At 60.8% G+C, this 18,109-nt stretch carries 11 protein-coding genes; 5 read left to right on the forward strand and 6 right to left on the reverse strand.

Features of this window, described 5'->3' with window-relative positions; all coding sequences use genetic code 11:
* Positions 1–130: 130 nt before the first annotated feature.
* The 5 genes from ntrC to glnA all read right to left on the reverse strand — a co-directional run bounded on the left by ntrC (position 131) and on the right by glnA (position 5,676).
* Positions 131–1,567: a nitrogen regulation protein NR(I) gene (ntrC, locus tag OK411_RS02790; RefSeq protein ID WP_016772108.1), complete on the reverse strand. Its 1,437-nt coding sequence runs from the start codon at positions 1,565–1,567 to the stop codon at positions 131–133.
* Complete coding sequence (gene glnL, locus OK411_RS02795; protein WP_024011230.1) at positions 1,564–2,649, reverse strand: nitrogen regulation protein NR(II); 1,086 nt, start codon at positions 2,647–2,649, stop codon at positions 1,564–1,566. The genes ntrC and glnL overlap by 4 nt, the downstream gene beginning before the upstream one ends.
* Positions 2,650–2,879: 230 nt before the next feature.
* Positions 2,880–3,467: a DUF4124 domain-containing protein gene (locus tag OK411_RS02800; protein WP_206421212.1), complete on the reverse strand. Its 588-nt coding sequence runs from the start codon at positions 3,465–3,467 to the stop codon at positions 2,880–2,882.
* Positions 3,468–3,499: 32 nt separating this feature from the next.
* A complete protein-coding gene (locus OK411_RS02805) occupies positions 3,500–4,012 on the reverse strand; it encodes a DUF4124 domain-containing protein (protein ID WP_206421211.1) in 513 nt (170 codons plus the stop codon).
* A gap of 257 nt (positions 4,013–4,269) precedes the next feature.
* Positions 4,270–5,676: a type I glutamate--ammonia ligase gene (gene glnA, locus OK411_RS02810; protein WP_016772104.1), complete on the reverse strand. Its 1,407-nt coding sequence runs from the start codon at positions 5,674–5,676 to the stop codon at positions 4,270–4,272.
* A gap of 327 nt (positions 5,677–6,003) precedes the next feature.
* On the opposite strand from glnA, the gene thiI reads away from it, so the two are divergent.
* Positions 6,004–7,458, forward strand: a complete 1,455-nt coding sequence (gene thiI / locus OK411_RS02815) for a tRNA uracil 4-sulfurtransferase ThiI (protein WP_024011233.1) — start codon at positions 6,004–6,006, stop codon at positions 7,456–7,458.
* 139 nt (positions 7,459–7,597) lie between these two features.
* Complete coding sequence (gene typA / locus OK411_RS02820) at positions 7,598–9,418, forward strand: translational GTPase TypA (protein ID WP_016772102.1); 1,821 nt, start codon at positions 7,598–7,600, stop codon at positions 9,416–9,418.
* Between the two features lie 214 nt (positions 9,419–9,632).
* Here typA and OK411_RS02825 read toward each other — a convergent pair whose 3' ends face one another.
* Positions 9,633–10,070: a YkgJ family cysteine cluster protein gene (locus tag OK411_RS02825; protein WP_016772101.1), complete on the reverse strand. Its 438-nt coding sequence runs from the start codon at positions 10,068–10,070 to the stop codon at positions 9,633–9,635.
* A gap of 259 nt (positions 10,071–10,329) precedes the next feature.
* Here OK411_RS02825 and OK411_RS02830 point away from each other — a divergent pair, with 259 nt between their 5' ends.
* The 3 genes from OK411_RS02830 to OK411_RS02840 all read left to right on the forward strand — a co-directional run bounded on the left by OK411_RS02830 (position 10,330) and on the right by OK411_RS02840 (position 17,974).
* On the forward strand, positions 10,330–12,780 hold the full coding sequence (locus tag OK411_RS02830; RefSeq protein WP_206421210.1) for a glycogen/starch/alpha-glucan phosphorylase: 2,451 nt from the start codon (positions 10,330–10,332) through the stop codon (positions 12,778–12,780).
* Between the two features lie 251 nt (positions 12,781–13,031).
* Positions 13,032–16,613: a DUF2339 domain-containing protein gene (locus OK411_RS02835; RefSeq protein WP_264364382.1), complete on the forward strand. Its 3,582-nt coding sequence runs from the start codon at positions 13,032–13,034 to the stop codon at positions 16,611–16,613.
* On the forward strand, positions 16,610–17,974 hold the full coding sequence (locus OK411_RS02840) for a DUF3999 domain-containing protein (protein WP_264364383.1): 1,365 nt from the start codon (positions 16,610–16,612) through the stop codon (positions 17,972–17,974). Before OK411_RS02835 ends, OK411_RS02840 begins: the two co-directional genes overlap by 4 nt.
* Positions 17,975–18,109: the final 135 nt, after the last annotated feature.

Consider the following 18,109-nt stretch of genomic DNA (forward strand, 5'->3'; position numbering starts at 1 on the left):
GATGCGGTGCATGCTGCGCAAAAAGCTTCGTCGGAACGCCGCCAGGAGCAGGCTCGTTCCCACAGGGGAAGCGCATTCCAATTGTGGGAGCGAGCCTGCTCGAGAATGGGTTCAGCGGAGAACCGGAGACTTAACCCTCTTCCCCCTCATCATCATCCCCACCATCAACCTTCATCCCCAGTTCCTTGATCTTGCGCGTCAAGGTGTTCCGCCCCCAACCCAGCAGCACCGCCGCATCACGCCGACGTCCTGCGGTGTGCTTCAAAGCAGTCTCGATCATGATCCGCTCGAACGCCGGCACTGCGCTGTCGAGCAGGCTCGACTGGCCACGGGCCAGGGCCTGATCGGCCCACTGGCGCAGGGCCTGTTCCCAGTTGGTCACTGGCGCCGAATCCTGCGGCAGGTTGAGCAGTTCCGGTGGCAAGTCACTGATGTGCACTTCACGGCCGGAGGCCATGACGGTGATCCAGCGGCAGGTGTTCTCCAGCTGGCGCACGTTGCCCGGCCACGGCAGGTTTTTCAGGTATTCCTCGGTTTCGCTTTTCAGCAGCTTCGGCTCGACCGCCAGTTCCTGCGCGGCGCGGCTGAGGAAGTGCCGGGCCAGGGTCGGGATGTCTTCGCGACGATCCGACAGGCGCGGGATGTGGATGCGGATAACGTTGAGGCGGTGGAACAAGTCCTCGCGGAATTTGCCGGCGTGGACGAGCGTTTCCAGATTCTGGTGGGTTGCGGCGATGATGCGTACATCGACTTTCACCGGCACATGGCCGCCGACGCGGTAGAACTCGCCATCGGCCAGCACACGCAGCAGACGGGTCTGGGTGTCCGCCGGCATGTCGCCGATTTCATCGAGAAACAGCGTGCCGCCGTCCGCCTGTTCAAAACGACCGCGACGCAAATTCGCCGCGCCGGTGAACGCGCCTTTCTCGTGGCCGAACAGTTCCGATTCCATCAGATCCTTGGGAATCGCCGCCATGTTCAGGGCAATGAACGGCGAAGCCGCGCGTGGGCTGTGACGGTGCAGGGCGTGGGCCACCAGTTCTTTACCGGTACCGGATTCGCCGTTGATCAGCACGGTGATGTTGGAGTGGCTCAGGCGCCCGATGGCGCGAAACACTTCCTGCATCGCCGGCGCTTCGCCGATGATTTCCGGGGTGCGGGTCAGGGCTGGCACAACCTCCAGGCCTTGCTGTTCCTGGGCATGCTGATTGGCGCGTTTGACCAGCGATACCGCCTCATCGACGTCGAAAGGCTTGGGCAGGTACTCGAAAGCACCGCCCTGATAGGAGGCGACAGCGCTGTCCAGATCGGAGTGAGCGGTCATGATGATGACCGGCAGCCGTGGGTGCTGTTCGCGAATCCGCGCCAGCAGATCCAGGCCACTGGCGCCCGGCATGCGGATATCGGAAATGATCACGTCCGGCTGCTGCCGGGCCAGACGACTCATCACGCCATCGGCGCTGTCGAAGCTCTGGGTGGTCATGCCTTCCTGCTGCAAGGCCTTTTCCAGGACCCAACGGATAGAACGGTCGTCATCGACGATCCACACGGTTTCACTACGGCTCATGTCGATGTGGCTCCTTGTTCCAGTGGCAGGAAGATCGAGAAGGTGGTGTGGCCTGGATGGCTCTCACACTCGATCAGGCCCTGGTGCTGACTGATGATGTTCTGGGTAATGGCCAGGCCCAGCCCGGTACCGTCCGGGCGGCCGCTGACCATGGGAAAGAAAATGGTTTCCTGCAGTTCCGCCGGGATGCCCGGGCCGTTGTCGATGATCTCGATCTTGGTCACCAGACGATGGCGGATGTGGCCGATGGTGAACTGGCGCATGGCGCGGGTGCGCAGGCTGATGCGGCCCAGGCGCAGCTCGTTCTGGCTGCTGATCGCCTGCATCGCGTTGCGCACGATGTTCAACACCGCCTGAATCATTTGCTCGCGGTCGATCAATACGTCGGGAATGCTCGGGTCGTAATCACGCACCAGGGTGATGCAGCCCTGGCTTTCGGCTTCGACCAGATGACAGACGCGTTCGAGCACTTCGTGGACGTTGCACATGGCCAGCGACGGCAGTTTGTTCGAGCCGAGCATGCGATCGACCAGATTGCGCAGGCGGTCGGCCTCTTCGATGATCACATTGGTGTAGTCACGCAGGCTTTCTTCGGGCAATTCGCGAGCGAGCAATTGCGCAGCGCCGCGGATGCCACCGAGGGGGTTCTTGATCTCGTGGGCGAGGCCGCGCACCAGCATCTTGCTGGTTTCCTGCTTGGACAGCTGGGCCTCTTCCTTGGTGATCCGCAACAGGCGATCACGTGGGTGCACTTCAAGCAAAAGCAAAGTCTCGCCGTTGCTGAGGATTGGCGTCACCGCGTAATCCACGGTCAGCGTCTGGCCGGTGAGGGCGGTGAGCATCGCTTCACGCTTGGTGAAAGGGTGCGCCTGCTCCACCGCCTGGCGCAGGGAATTGAGCGCCTCGGGGGATTCGGTGAACAGCTCGCTGATGAACTGGCCGTGACTGCGCTGACCGCTGACCGCCAGCAGCATTTCCGCCGCCGGGTTCATGTACTCCAGGCGCAGCTCGGCGTCGAGCAGGATGGTCGCCGTGGTCAGGTTGTCGAGCAGCAAACGGTGAATAGCGTCGCTTATGGTCATCTGGACCCCTTTTGGAGCAAGGCGTGCGCGAGAACAAAGCGCTGATATCGGGAAAATGCAAAAACCAAACCAAGGCTCCGAAAAGAAGCGTTTAAGCCCTGAAACAGGCGTTTGACGCGCGTTTGTATGGCATGAAGCCAGCTCAAACGGGAAGTTTCGAACCAAAATGGGTTGGGTTGTGGGCGGGATGCAGTTTAGTGCACCAATAGAGTGCGCGCGGCCAGCGGGCGTTAAAAGAAGCGCAGAAAGGGGTTTTTCGGCTCAGCAGGTTTGTCCTTGAGCGGGCATTCCGGGCGCACACCATAGTCGTCGGCGACACAGGGTTTGACCTGACGTTTCTGCGCCAGGGAAATGCGCAGCATGTGGAACGGCTGATTGGCGGTGCGTTCCACGGTACGCCCGGCGGCGTCGAGGATTTCGATCGAAAGGCTGTGGCTGCCGCGATCGATATTGCTCAGCGCAAATACCGGGCTGACGCCGGGCTCGCCAATGGCCTTGCCATCCAGCAGCAAGCGATAACGATGGCCGCTTTGCAGGCCGGGCTCGCTGGTGACGCTGACGATCAGCTCGCCGGCGCTGTTGCGCAAAGTAGCATCGGGCTCCGGGATCAGAATGCGCAGCATGTCGTAGTGAAAGGGCGCTGGTTCGGCGGATTTTTTCGCGGTGCTGACCGGCGCTGCGGTGCTGGCAGGGACCGGCATGCGATTGCTCGTCGCGATCGGCACTCGCTTGGCGTTGGCGCGCGGCTGGTCGGTGTAGACGCGGTTGCCCTGTGCGTCGATGTAGGTAAAGACCTCCGCCGAGGCGGACGTCGACATCAACACCAGGATGAGTGCCAGCCCCGCGCGAATCACGGCGTATGCACCCGTTGCACGGTGAAGACCGCGGGTGGGCTCTGCTGGATGACAGTCTGGCCGTCGATCACTTGCACGGCCAGGCGATGCTCGCCGCGATCGATGTTGATCAATTGCAGGACCGGCACGTTGCTCGGCTGGCCATAGGGCTGGTCGTCGAGTAGCAGCCTTAATTGATGCGGCGGTTGCAGGCGCGGTTTGATCAGGACATTGACCGTAAAGGTGCCGTTATTGGCGCGCAGGGCCTCGTCAGTGGGCAGACCGGCGAGTTCGAGGATTTCATAGGCGTTGCGCGCTGGTTGCGGTTGTTCTGCGTGGGGTGCCTGCGGCGCGCTCGGTGCTTGCGGCTCGACCCGATTGAGTGGCGGCAGCTCGACCGGTTGCGCCTGCACGCCGTCCGGCGGCTGATTGCTGTACGCCGTGTTGCCGTTGGCGTCGGTGTACTTGTAGATCTGCGCGGCGGCGGGCAGGGCGATCAGCAGCAGAATGTAGAGAAACGTGCGACCCATGAAATCGACCGGGATTGGAAACGATGGGTAGCAGCATAGGACAGGTGGGGCGGTTGGCCAAAACCGTTAATAACTGGAATTGAAAAGACTGGTAGCCAAAACACGGATCGTTCCCACGCGGAGCGTGGGAACGATCAATGACACACCGCTTTCGCGAGCAGGCTCGCTCCCACAGGGTAAATGAACTGCGCCGAGCAATAAAAGAGGCCTCCCGAAGGAGGCCTCTTTTGTCACGCCACTTACGCAGCGCTACCGGATCAGCAGCTGTAGTACAGCTCATATTCCAGTGGGTGTACGAAGGTGCGAACCTTGATTTCTTCTTCCGATTTCAGCGCGATGTAAGCGTCAATGAAGTCGTCGGAGAACACGCCGCCCTTGGTCAGGAAGGCGCGGCCCTTGTCCAGCTCTTCCAGGGCTTCTTTCAGGCTGCCGCAAACCTGTGGAATCTCTTTCGCCTCTTCAGGCGGCAGGTCGTACAGGTTTTTGTCGGCAGCATCGCCTGGGTGGATCTTGTTCTGGATACCGTCCAGACCGGCCATCAGCAGTGCTGCGAAGGCCAGGTACGGGTTGGCAGCCGGATCCGGGAAGCGTGCTTCGATACGGCGGGCTTTCGGGCTCGACACGTATGGAATACGGATCGAAGCGGAACGGTTGCGCGCCGAGTAGGCCAGCATTACCGGAGCTTCGAAGCCTGGCACCAGACGCTTGTAGGAGTTGGTCGCCGGGTTGGTGAAGCCGTTCAGGGCCTTACCGTGCTTGATGATGCCGCCGATGAAGTACAGAGCGGTGTCGGACAGGCCGGCATAGCCTTCACCTGCGAAGGTGTTCTTGCCGTCTTTCCAGATCGACATGTGTACGTGCATGCCCGAACCGTTGTCGCCGTACAGTGGCTTCGGCATGAAGGTCGCGGTGCGGCCGTAAGCGTCGGCAACGTTGTGCACAACGTATTTCAGGGTCTGAACTTCGTCAGCTTTCTTCACCAGGGTGTTGAACTTGACGCCGATTTCGTTCTGGCCGGCAGTCGCCACTTCGTGGTGGTGAACTTCAACCGACTGACCCATTTCTTCCAGTGCGTTGCACATGGCGGTACGGATTTCGTGGTCGTGGTCGAACGGTGGAACCGGGAAGTAGCCGCCTTTCACGCCTGGACGGTGACCCTTGTTGCCGCCTTCGATGTCCTGGTCGGACATCCACGAACCTTGCTCGGAGTAGATCTTGAACATCGAGCCGGAGATGTCCGACTTGAATTTCACCGAGTCAAAGATGAAGAACTCAGGCTCTGGACCGGCGAATACGGTGTCACCGATACCGGTGGCTTTCAGGTGCTCTTCGGCGCGCTTGGCGATCGCACGTGGGTCGCGATCGTAGCCCTGCATGCTCGAAGGCTCGATGATGTCGCACACCAGAATCAGGGTTGGGTCTTCGGTGAACGGATCGAGTACGGCAGTTTCGTCGACCGGCATCAGGATCATGTCGGAGGCTTCGATGCCTTTCCAGCCGGAGATGGAGGAACCGTCGAACATCTTGCCGACTTCGAAGAAGTCGTCATCCAGCGCATCGCGAGCCGGCATGGTCACGTGGTGCTGAGTGCCTTTGGTGTCCGTGAAGCGCAGATCAATCCACTTGACGTCATGATCTTTGATGAGTTGAACCGACTTCGACATAGTGTCCTCCGGGTGAATTAGGGCGGGTAGTGGATGCCCTTAATAATGGTGATGCCGGCGCGAATACTCTGCCAAGGCAACCTGCCTCACAAGGGAGCAAATTGCATGCCAGTGCCCCAGCATGGGTTTTTTGCCCCAAATTCACCCTTATTAAGGCGTGCGAGATACTTAATCGACAAATCCCGCCCCTTAATGTTGCGTTTAAATTCAGAAATGACCTGTTTTGGTGCAAGCAAAACCTTCTGCACATTAACTGGTTAAACCTTGAGCAATTTCCGCTATAATCCGCGCCCCCCTTTTTCGGCTGGCCGTTCGCGCGCTGTTTTCATGAAACTTATCGTAAAAGTCTTCCCCGAGATCACCATCAAAAGCCGACCTGTCCGGACGAAATTCATCCGCCAGTTGGCCAAGAACATCCGCACCGTGCTCCGTGACCTGGACCCGGCCGTGGTGGTGAACGGCGTGTGGGACAATCTCGAGCTGGAAACCCGCGTTACCGACCCCAAAGCCTTGAAGGAGATGGGCGAGCGCCTGACCTGCATGCCGGGTATCGCGCACTTTCTGCAGATCGACGAGTACCCGCTGGGCGACTTCGACGACATCACCGAGAAGTGCAAACAGCACTACGGCGATGCGCTGGCCGGGAAGATTTTCTCGGTGCGCTGCAAGCGCGCAGGCAAGCATGCGTTCAGCTCGATGGACGTGGAAAAATACGTCGGCAGCAAGCTGCGTCGTGAGTGCGGTGCGGCCGGAATCGACCTTAAAGCGCCGCAAATCGAAGTCCGTATCGAAGTTCGCGACAAACGGTTGTTCGTGATTCACAGCCAGCACAACGGCATCGGCGGCTACCCGCTGGGTGCGCTGGAGCAGACGCTGGTATTGATGTCCGGCGGCTTCGATTCGACCGTGGCGGCTTACCAGATCATGCGTCGCGGCCTGATGGCGCACTTCTGCTTCTTCAATCTCGGCGGGCGTGCCCACGAATTGGGCGTGATGGAAGTCGCGCACTTCATCTGGAAGAAGTACGGCAGCTCGCAACGCGTGCTATTTGTCAGTGTGCCGTTCGAGGAAGTGCTGGGCGAAATTCTCGGCAAAGTCGATAACAGTCATATGGGCGTGGTTTTGAAGCGTATGATGTTGCGCGCCTCGTCCGAGATCGCCGAACGCCTGCACATCGATGCACTGGTGACCGGTGAAGCGATCTCCCAGGTGTCGAGCCAGACGCTGCCGAACCTGTCGGTGATCGACTGCGTGACCGACAAGCTGGTGCTGCGACCGCTGATCGTCGCGCACAAGCAGGACATCATCGACACCGCCAACGAGATCGGCACCGCCGATTTCGCCCGGCACATGCCGGAATATTGCGGCGTGATTTCGGTCAACCCCAAGACCGCCGCCAAGCGGGGCCGGGTTGAGCACGAAGAGAAAGAATTCGACATGGCGGTACTCGAGCGTGCGCTCGCCAACGCCAAACTGGTACCGATCGATCGGGTAATCGACGAGTTGGGCCAGGATTTGCAAATTGAAGAAGTCAGCGAAGCGCTGGCCGGTCAGATCGTCATCGACATCCGCCACCCGGATGCCGCCGAGGATGACCCGCTGGAACTCGCCGGCATAGAGGTACAGACGATGCCGTTCTATGCAGTGAACGCACGTTTCAAGGAACTGGACCCTACTCGCCAGTACCTGCTGTATTGCGACAAAGGCGTGATGAGTCGCCTGCATGCCCACCATTTGCTCAGTGAGGGGCATGCCAATGTGCGCGTTTATCGACCGAGCTAAGTGCCCGGGGCTGTTTGCCTGTGGCCTGCGTCACCGGCCCCCCGACACCGCCGTCAAGCTGTAACGGCCATGCCGGACACTACTGCTAATCGCTGCCATGACTTGTCAGCAAACCGAATCCTCTGATCGAGATACACAAGTGATCGAAAATCTACGCAACATCGCCATCATTGCCCACGTTGACCACGGTAAAACCACCCTGGTAGACAAACTCCTGCGTCAATCCGGCACCCTGGAGCGCAACGAGCTCAACGACGAGCGCGTGATGGACTCCAACGACCAGGAAAAAGAGCGCGGTATTACCATTCTGGCGAAGAACACCGCCATCAACTGGAACGGCTACCACATCAACATCGTGGACACCCCGGGCCACGCCGACTTCGGCGGCGAAGTTGAACGCGTAATGTCGATGGTCGACTCCGTTCTGCTGCTGGTTGACGCTCAAGACGGCCCTATGCCGCAAACCCGTTTCGTGACCAAGAAGGCTTTCGAAGCCGGCCTGCGTCCAATCGTGGTGATCAACAAGGTTGACCGTCCAGGCGCACGTCCGGACTGGGTTCTGGACCAGATCTTCGACCTGTTCGACAACCTCGGTGCGACCGAAGAACAACTGGACTTCCAGGTTGTTTACGCTTCGGCCCTGAACGGTATTGCCGGTCTGGACCACACCGCCATGGCGGAAGACATGACTCCGCTGTACCAGGCGGTAGTCGACCACGTTCCGCCTCCGGCCGTTGACCGTGACGGTCCGTTCCAGATGCAGATCTCCGCTCTGGACTACAACAGCTTCCTGGGTGTTATCGGTGTTGGCCGTATCGCTCGCGGTCGCGTCAAGCCGAACACCCCGGTTGTCGCTATCAGCGCCGACGGCAAGCGCCGCAACGGTCGTATCCTGAAGCTGATGGGTCACCACGGTCTGCACCGCATCGACGTTGACGAAGCAGCAGCTGGCGACATCGTCTGCATCAGCGGCTTCGACGAGCTGTTCATCTCCGACACTCTGTGCGATATCAACACCGTCGAGGCGATGAAGCCGCTGACCGTTGACGAGCCAACCGTTTCCATGACCTTCCAGGTAAACGACTCGCCATTCTGCGGTAAAGAAGGCAAGTTCGTGACCTCCCGTAACATCAAGGATCGTCTGGACAAAGAGCTGCTGTACAACGTTGCACTGCGCGTTGAAGAAGGCGACTCGGCTGACAAGTTCAAGGTTTCCGGCCGTGGTGAGCTGCACCTCTCGGTACTGATCGAAACCATGCGTCGCGAAGGCTTCGAGCTGGCCCTGGGCCGTCCTGAAGTGATCATCCGTGAAGTGGACGGCGTGAAGCAGGAACCGTTCGAAAACGTCACCATCGATATCCCTGAAGAATCGCAGGGCAAGGTCATGGAAGAGATGGGTCTGCGTAAGGGCGATCTGAGCAACATGGTGCCGGATGGCAAGGGCCGTGTTCGTCTGGAATACAACATCCCTGCTCGCGGTCTGATCGGTTTCCGTAACCAGTTCCTGACCCTGACCAACGGTGCTGGCATCCTGACCTCGATCTTCGACCGTTACGCTCCAGTGAAGTCGGGCCACATGTCCGGCCGTCAGAACGGCGTTCTGGTTTCGGTTGAAACCGGCAAGGCTCTGACCTACTCGCTGGAAACCCTGCAGGCTCGTGGCAAGCTGTTCGTAGAACACGGCCAGGAGATCTACAACGGTCAGATCGTTGGTCAGAACAGCCGCGACAACGACCTGGGTGTCAACCCAACCAAAGGCAAGAAGCTCGACAACATGCGTGCTTCGGGTAAAGACGAAACCATCGCTCTGGTCCCACCTGTTCGCTTCACCCTGGAACAGGCTCTGGAATACATCCAGGAAGACGAGCTGTGCGAAGTTACGCCTAAGTCGATCCGTCTTCGCAAGAAGATCCTCGACGAAAGCGAGCGTACCCGCGCTGCCAAGAAAGCCAAGGCGTAATCCAGCCCTGGAATAGAAAACGCCCCCGGTCGCGAGACCGGGGGCGTTTTTGTTTGTCTGGCTTTTATTCGGTATTTGCGCTGGCCTCTTCGCGAGCAGGCTCGCTCCCACAGGGATTTCGGGTGAACAGAAAATCTGTGTTCACTGATCTCTATTGTGGGAGCGAGCCTGCTCGCGAAGGCGGCCGATCAGCCGCCGTAAACTTCAGCAGCGATCAAAATTTGTCGATGGCCCGGAAATTCTGCACCCGCTCGACTTCTTTCGGCTTATAAGCGCAATACCCCGGCCGCGGGCCGATCTTCGGGTGGTTGCGGCAGGTGTCCGGGCGCTTGTCATAAATGGTGCACAGGCGGGTTTTACGATCCAGGTAATAGCAGTCGTTATTGCTCATGCGCTGGAGGGTGAAGATTCCCGACTTCTGATTGAAGCGCTCAACCAGACCTTCCTTTTGCAGACGCTTGGCGATGTTCTTTGGCGGATCGCCCAGTTCGAACTCGTCGACCACACCGATGCGCACCAGATCCTTGATCTTCACTTCGACCGGCAGCGTGCAGCAGCTGGACATGCACGAGCCGCACATCGGTGCCGAATATTTGGCCCACGTATCGAGACGATCAATCTCGGCGGCGGCGATCAGGTTGGGCTTCATCATCGGGAGTTACCAGGCGTGTATGCATCAGGGCGCGCGATAATACCGGGAGCGGTGGAATTTTGAACAACCTTTCGCCGGATATTTTCGCAGCGGCCGCATTTTGCCCGACAGGACGGCACGGCCCCTGCATTCATTGGCTCATCCGCCAGGGTTATGTCGCACTGGCGCACAGTCCGCGCAAATACTGCCGAACCAGAGCCGTTAGCGCCGGTCAGACCGTCTAGGCTCAGAAAATTCCCGCTCGCTCGAGGTCCTGTTGATGACTCAAGAACCACTAGTTCGCGAAGCAGAGGTGGCCGCATTCCGCGACGCCGTCCTGACCAAACTCACCTACGCCGTGGGCAAAGACCCCGATCACGCCTTCGACCATGACTGGTTCGAAGCCATCGCCCTGGCTGCGCGTGATCACATGGTCGAACACTGGATGGACCACACCCGACAGATCTATCGCAAAGGCCAGAAGCGGGTTTATTACCTCTCGCTGGAATTTCTCATCGGCCGTTTGCTCTACGACAGCCTGAGCAACCTCGGCCTGCTCGACGTCGCCCGTGAAGCGCTGACCGAACTGGGCGTCGATCTGGAGCGCATCCGCCTGCTGGAGCCCGACGCCGCTCTGGGCAACGGCGGCCTTGGTCGGCTCGCGGCGTGCTTCATGGAAAGCATGTCGACCCTCGGCATCGCCGGCCATGGCTATGGCATTCGTTATGAGCATGGCTTGTTCCGTCAGGCGATTGTCGATGGCTGGCAACAGGAGCAGACCGAACACTGGCTGGATTTCGGCAACCCTTGGGAATTCGAACGGCCGGAAGTGGCGTACCCGATCGGCTTCGGCGGCAGCGTCGAAACCGTCACCGACGCCTCCGGCAAGACTCGTCAGGTCTGGTCGCCGGCGGAAACCGTGCGCGCCATTGCTTATGACACGCCGGTGGTCGGCTGGCGCGGGGCGAGTGTCAACACTCTGCGTCTGTGGCGTGCCCGCGCCATGGAAGACCTGCACCTGGAACGCTTCAACGCCGGTGACCACCTGGGCGCCGTGGCGGAAGTGGCCCGCGCCGAAAGTATCTCCCGCGTCCTTTATCCGGCCGACAGCACCGAAGCCGGGCAAGAACTGCGCCTTCGTCAGGAATACTTCTTCGTCGCCGCTTCGTTGCAGGATCTGCTGCGCCGTCACCGCAACATGCACACCTCGGTGCTGACCCTCGGTGACCACGCGGCGATCCAGCTCAACGACACTCACCCCTCGATCGCCGTGGCCGAACTGATGCGCCAACTGGTCGACGTCTACGACGTGGCGTGGGACGCAGCATGGCAAGTCACCGTCGACACGCTGTCGTACACCAACCACACGCTGCTGCCGGAAGCGCTGGAAACCTGGCCGGTCGGGCTGATGGAACGCATGCTGCCACGGCACATGCAGATCATTTACCTGATCAACGCGCAGCACATCGATTCGCTGCGGGCCAAGGGCATTCATGACTTCGACGTGTTGCGCGCGGTGTCGCTGATCGAAGAAGACAACGGCCGCCGGGTGCGCATGGGCAACCTCGCGTTCCTCGGTTCGCACAGCGTCAACGGCGTGTCCGGTCTGCATACGCAGCTGATGCGCAAAACCGTATTCGCCGAACTGCACAAGCTCTATCCGGAGCGGATCAACAACAAAACCAACGGCATCACGTTCCGCCGCTGGTTGTATCAGGCCAACCCGGAACTGACTTCGATGCTGGTCGATGCCCTCGGCCCAGACCTGCTCGATCATCCTGAAGAGCGCCTGCTCGAACTCGAGCCGTTCGCCGAGAAAACCGCGTTCCGCAAAGCCTTCGCCGAGCAGCGTTTGCACAGCAAGAAGGCGCTGGCCTATCTGATTCACGAGCGCCTCGGGATCGCGGTCAACCCGGCGGCGATGTTCGACGTGCAGGTCAAACGTATCCACGAATATAAACGCCAGCTGCTCAACCTGATGCACACCGTGGCGTTGTACCAGGCGATTCGTGCCGAGCCGGAAGTCGACTGGGTGCCACGGGTGAAAATCTTCGCCGGTAAAGCGGCGGCGAGTTATCACCAGGCCAAGCTGATCATCAAGCTGACCAATGACATTGCTCGGGTGGTGAACAACGACCCGACCGTGCGCGGCCTGCTGAAAGTGGTGTTCCTGCCCAACTACAACGTCAGCCTGGCCGAAAGCATTATCCCCGCGGCGGACCTGTCCGAGCAGATTTCCACCGCCGGTTTCGAGGCGTCGGGCACCAGTAATATGAAGTTCGGCCTCAATGGCGCGCTGACCATCGGCACCCTCGACGGTGCCAACGTGGAAATGTGCGAGCGCATCGGTGCCGAGCACATGTTCATCTTCGGTCTCAGTGCGCAACAGGTTGAAGCGCGCAAGCACAACAACGAGTTCAGCGCCGTACCCGACATCGCCGCCTCCCATCGTTTGAACGATGTGCTGCAAGCGATTCGCAGCGGTGTGTTCTCGCCGGACGACACTTCGCGTTATACCGGCCTGATCGACTCGTTGATCGACTATGACCGCTTCCTGGTCTGCGCCGATTTCGACTCCTACTGGGAAGCGCAGAAGCGTGTCGATGCGCACTGGCATGACTCGCAGAACTGGTGGCGTTCGGCGGTGCTCAACACCTCGCGGATGGGCTGGTTCTCTTCCGATCGGACGATTCGCGAGTACGCCACGGATATCTGGAAAGCGCTGGAGTAACTTTCCCCGACAAATCTGCGCAAGGCCCAACGTTTGTTGGGCCGGATCGATATACTGAGCGCCGGTTAAAAGGCATCAATCACGGCCGTACCCTGTGGGAGCGAGCCTGCTCGCGAAGCGATCGTCGACTTAAACAGAAATGTTGGCTGACAATCCGCCTTCGCGAGCAGGCTCGCTCCCACACGGTTTGTGCCTAGACTGAAGCCATCGCCGGACTCGCCCCGCCCCGGGGCTGCTTAGGGATATCGACCATGCAATGGATGTTCATGTTGATCGGGCTGGTGCTCGGTGGACTGCTCGACGAGTCGTTCGGTGGCGCGCTGTTGGGTGCGCTGCTGGGGCTGGTCATCGGCCAGGCGCTGCGCATTGCGCGCCTTGGCTCGCAGGCGGCGGAGCAACAGCGTCAACTCGAGCAGGTGCGCGAAGCCTTGCAAGGCGTGGCTCAGCGGCTGTTTGTGCTGGAGGGTTCGCCCTCGCATGCGCCTGCGCCGTCACCTGAAGCCGAGCCAGTCGCCGAACCTGTCGACATGGTTGAGCAGGCTGCCCCGACCCCTGAACTGATCTGGGAACTGCCTCCCGAACTCGAACCGATTTCCGCCGTCGCCCGCGCAACCAGCCAGCCGCTGCCGGCGGATGTCTGGCGCGCCGAACCGGCTCCCGTTGCACCACCGCAAAAACCCGCCGAACCCCGTGGCCCGAACCTGATCGAACGCGGCATCGGCGCTGCACGCAACTGGCTGTTTGGCGGCAATACAGTGCTGCGCGTCGGTGTGGTGCTGCTGTTTTTCGGTCTGGCATTTTTACTGCGTTACGCCACCGAAGGCATGGTGGTGCCGATCGAGTTGCGGTACGCCGGCGTCGCGGCAGCGGCTTTGGCTCTGCTTGCGCTGGGCTGGTGGCTGCGCCGACGCAACAGCAACTATGCATTGATGCTGCAAGGCACCGGGATCGCGGTGTTGTACCTGACGGTGTTTGCGGCGATGCGTCTGCATCCGTTGCTTGATCCGTCCGCTGCACTCGGTTTGCTGGTCGCGGTGACGGTGTTCTCGGCCATTCTGGCAATTACCCAGGACGCGCTGGGGTTGGCCGCAGCGGCAGCTTTGGGCGGTTTCGCCGCGCCGATTCTCACCTCTACAGGCGAAGGCAATCACATCGCACTGTTCAGCTATTTCGCTCTGCTCAACGCGGGCATTCTTGCTATCGCCTGGTTCAAGGCTTGGCGCCTGCTCAACCTGATCGGTTTCGTCGGCACCTTCGGTATCGTTTTCGCCTGGGGCCTGCGTTCCTACACGCCGGAAGTGCTGTGGAGCACCGAGCCGTTCCTGATTTTGTTTTTCCTCATGTACCTCGCCATCGGCCTGCTGTTCGCCCGGCGCAAATTGCGCGACCTGCAGGATGCTCCGGCGGAGGCTGATCGCGAGGCGCTGCTGCAATGGTCTGCACGCAAGGGTGATTATGTCGACGGCACCATGCTGTTCGGCCCGCCGATCATTGGCTTCGGTTTGCAGTTTGCCTTGGTCCAGCACCTCGAATTTGCGGCGGCGTTCAGTGCGTTGGCGCTGGGCATGATCTATATGGCGCTGGCCAAAGTTTTGATGGGCGGGCGCGCGATGCTGCTGGGCGAAACCTGCCTGGCGCTGGGAGTGATTTTCGCCAGCCTGGCGATTCCGCTGGGGCTCGATGCGCGCTGGACTTCTGCGGCGTGGGCCGTGGAAGGCGCGGGAATTTTCTGGCTCGGGTTGCGTCAGCATCGACCGTTTGCCCGGGCCTTTGCCTTACTGCTGCAACTGGGTTCGGAACTGGCGTTTCTCAGCCAGTTGCAGCCCGGCGAGAGCAGCCTGCTCGACGGCGCACCGCTGGGCGCGCTGATGCTTGGCGCCGCGCTGCTGTTCAGTTTCTTCCAACTGCGCAAGGCTACGCCCGAGCAGACATCGCCATGGGAAAGGCAAGGCCTGCCAGTGCTGGCGTGTCTGGGCCTGACGTTCCTGTATTTGCTGGCGCCGTTGTTCCTGTTCATCCAGGGCACGGCAATCAGTTGGGCCTTGGCCGGGTTGGCGACCTTGTTTGTTGGCTTGCGAATTCAATCACGCACATTCCTGTTCACCGCATTCGCCGTGCAGTTGCTGGGCGGCGCGTTGTTCCTGCTGCGCCTGCAAACGGCCGGCGAAAATTCGACGGCGGTGTTCAGCGCTGGCTGGAGCGGTTTGCTCAGTGCATCGCTGATCGGTCTGGCCTTGATTGGCGGCATGCTGCTGGCGGCGCGGGCCGAGATGGTGCGCGGCGATGTGCGCCTGCTGCGCGGCTTGTCGGTGGTGCTGCTGGCCGGCTTGGTGCTGATCAATCTGGCGGTGCTGTTCGTGCTGCCGTGGCAAACCGCGAGTGCAGTGTGGGCGGCCAGCGGTTTGCTGATCATCTGGCTGAGCCTGTACCTGCAACAGCGTCTGAGTTTCGTTTTCGGGCTGCTGTTGCAGGTGGTCGGCGGCGCGGCGTTTCTGCTCGCCGGGCCTGAATGGCTCGGGCCGTTGTCTAGCGAAGGATTGCAACCATTGGCCCATGGCGGCTTCTGGACACCGCTGGTGCTGGGGCTGGCCGCGCTGATCGGTGCGTGGCGCTTGCAATTGGGCAACCATGCCACGGCTTTTGATGCCTTGAGTTTGCAGCGCTTGTCGCAAGTGCTGCTGGTCTGGGGCGCCGGTTGGTGGACGCTGGCGTGGGTCAGCGAAATCCTGCGTTTCGCCTCGCCGAACCTGCAAGGCACATTGTTGCTGCTGGTCGCTGCGATCAGTGTGGCGCTGTGGACGCTGTTGTCACTGCGCTTGAAATGGCCGGCGCTGGGGTTGCTCTGCACCTTACTGATTCCGGCGGCGGCGCTGGTTTTGCTCGGCGCTTGGCATTCGCGCTACCACCCGGCCGCCGACTTCGGCTGGCTGGCGTGGCCGGCGCTGTTCGCGGTGCACTTCTTCAGCCTGCGCCGCTTGGCGTCGATCTTGCCGGCGCGCGCATTGAGCGTGGCCCATGTGCTCGGTTGCTGGCTGCTGATTGGCGTGCTGGCGCTGGAGTTGCGTTACGGTCTGCTGCTGTTGTCCGAGCAGTACAATGCTTGGCGCTGGCTGGGTTGGGCGATTCTGCCGAGCCTCTATCTGTTGCTGATGGCTGCTCCCCGTACGTGGCCGTGGCCGGTGGCCGCGTTTGCCCGCGAGTACCGCTTGTATGCGGCGGCACCGCTGGCGGTGCTGATGCTGGCGTGGTTCTGGCTGGCCAATGGCGTCAGCGATGGCAATGCCGAACCGTTGCCTTACGTGCCGCTGCTCAACCCATTGGAGCTGGGGCTGCTGTTTGCGCTGTTCGGCGTTTATGTCTGGTCGCGCAGCGCCGTTGCGCAGTTGTCGATCCGTCAGGATCATGCCGACCACGCCACGCAACTGATCGCCGGGGTTTCGCTGTTCGCCTTCTGCACCGCGCTGGTCACCCGTGCGGCACATCACTGGGCCGGCATCCCGTTCGAGCTTGATCAACTGCTCGCGTCGATGCTGGTGCAGGCCGGCCTGTCGATCGTCTGGACGTTGATGGCGCTGGGGCTGATGATCGGCGGCCATCTGCGCCATCGCCGCGAAGTGTGGCTCATCGGCGCGGCACTGATTGCGCTGGTGGTGGCCAAACTGATTTTTGTCGAACTGAGCAACCGTGGCGGTCTCGCCCGGATCGTCTCGTTTATCGGTGTCGGCGTATTGCTGCTGGTGGTCGGCTACTTCGCGCCGCTGCCACCCAAACGCGTCGAGGCTGAACCGGCGGCGGACAAACCCGCGCCGGATACCGAAGGAGTTGCATCTTGAGTCGCATGCTGAATCTGGGGTGGTTGGCGCTGGGCGTGGTGATGGTCGCTGGTGCTCAGGAAAAACCGGCGGACTTCGCCACGCAAGTCCCGTTGACGGTGAGCGGCAATGGCCCGTGGTATCGCCTCGACCTGCCGCTGAGCGCGCAATTGCAGGCGCGCCAGACCGATCTCAGCGACTTGCGTGTGTTCAACGCCGCCGGCGAAGCGCAGGCCTACGCCTTGGCTCGCGAATCGGCGCAGACCCGCGACGACGGCAAGCTGCACGAGGTCAAATGGTTCCCGCTGTACAACGCTGCCGACGCCAGCGAGCGTGCGCCGAATGTGCGCGTGCAGTCGACCACCAACGGCACCCTGGTCGAAGTGCAACCGTCCTCGCAACTGGAGGCGGGCGAAGAAGTGCTGCGCGGCTGGCTGCTCGATGCCAGTGCGATCAAGGCACCGTTGCAGCAGTTGATCCTCGACTGGACCAGCGAGCGCGACGGTTTCCAGCGTTTCAGCATTGAGGCCAGCGACGATCTGCAGCACTGGCAGTTATGGGGCGAGGGCCAGGTGGCACGGCTGACCTTTTCCGATGAGCGCATCGAACAGCACGAAGTAACCCTGCCGGGGCAGAGCGCGCGCTATGTGCGCCTGTTGTGGGAGTCGCCGGGCTCGGCGCCCGTCCTGACGTCGGCACAATTGAAAAGCAGCGACCCGCGCAACCTGCCGCTGCCTTTGGTGTGGTCGCCCAGCGTGGCCGGCAGCAGCACCAAATCCGGGGAATACATCTGGCAGTTGCCGATGGGGCTGAATGTCGAGCGGGTGCAGATTGAGCTGAAGCAGCCGAACAGTCTGGCGCCGGTGACGTTGGCAGGCCGGCGCGAGAGCAACTTGCCGTGGCAGACGCTGAGCAGCGGTTTGTTGTATCGCCTGAGCCAGAACAATCAGGACGTGGTGCAGAACGAAATCCCGCTGTCCGGGCAGACCGTGCAGCAACTCAAGCTGACCGTGGATGAGCGCGGCGGCGGTCTGGGTGAGCAGGCGCCGGACCTGAAATATGCGGTGCGCGCCACGCAAGTGATCTTCCTCGCCCGGGGCGAAGGGCCGTACAGCCTGGCCTTGGGCAATGCCACGGTGAAAACGGCGAACCTGCCACTGGCAACGTTGATTCCGGACTTCAAGCCAGAAAAGCTGGCGAGCCTGGGCAAGGCGACGGTGCAGGACGAAGCAGTGGCCACGCAAACCTCAACGGCGACGACGGCTGCGGTGGCCGGAACCAATTGGAAGAAGTTCGGGCTGTGGGCGGTGTTGCTGCTCAGTGTGGTATTTCTCGGGGCGATGGCGTTCAGCCTGTTGCGCAAGCCGCCAGCCAATACCTGAGCATGGCGGCGCTTTGCGCCATTCGCGAGCGGGCTCGCTCCCACAATGGAATGCATTGCCCTGTGGGAGCGAGCCTGCTCGCGAAAGCGCCCGGGCAGACACTGAAAATCTTCAATCGCTCATGCCGAACCGAAC

Origin of the sequence: Pseudomonas sp. RG1 (genome assembly GCF_025910115.1) — a bacterium.
Taxonomy (GTDB): Bacteria; Pseudomonadota; Gammaproteobacteria; order Pseudomonadales; family Pseudomonadaceae; genus Aquipseudomonas; species Aquipseudomonas atacamensis.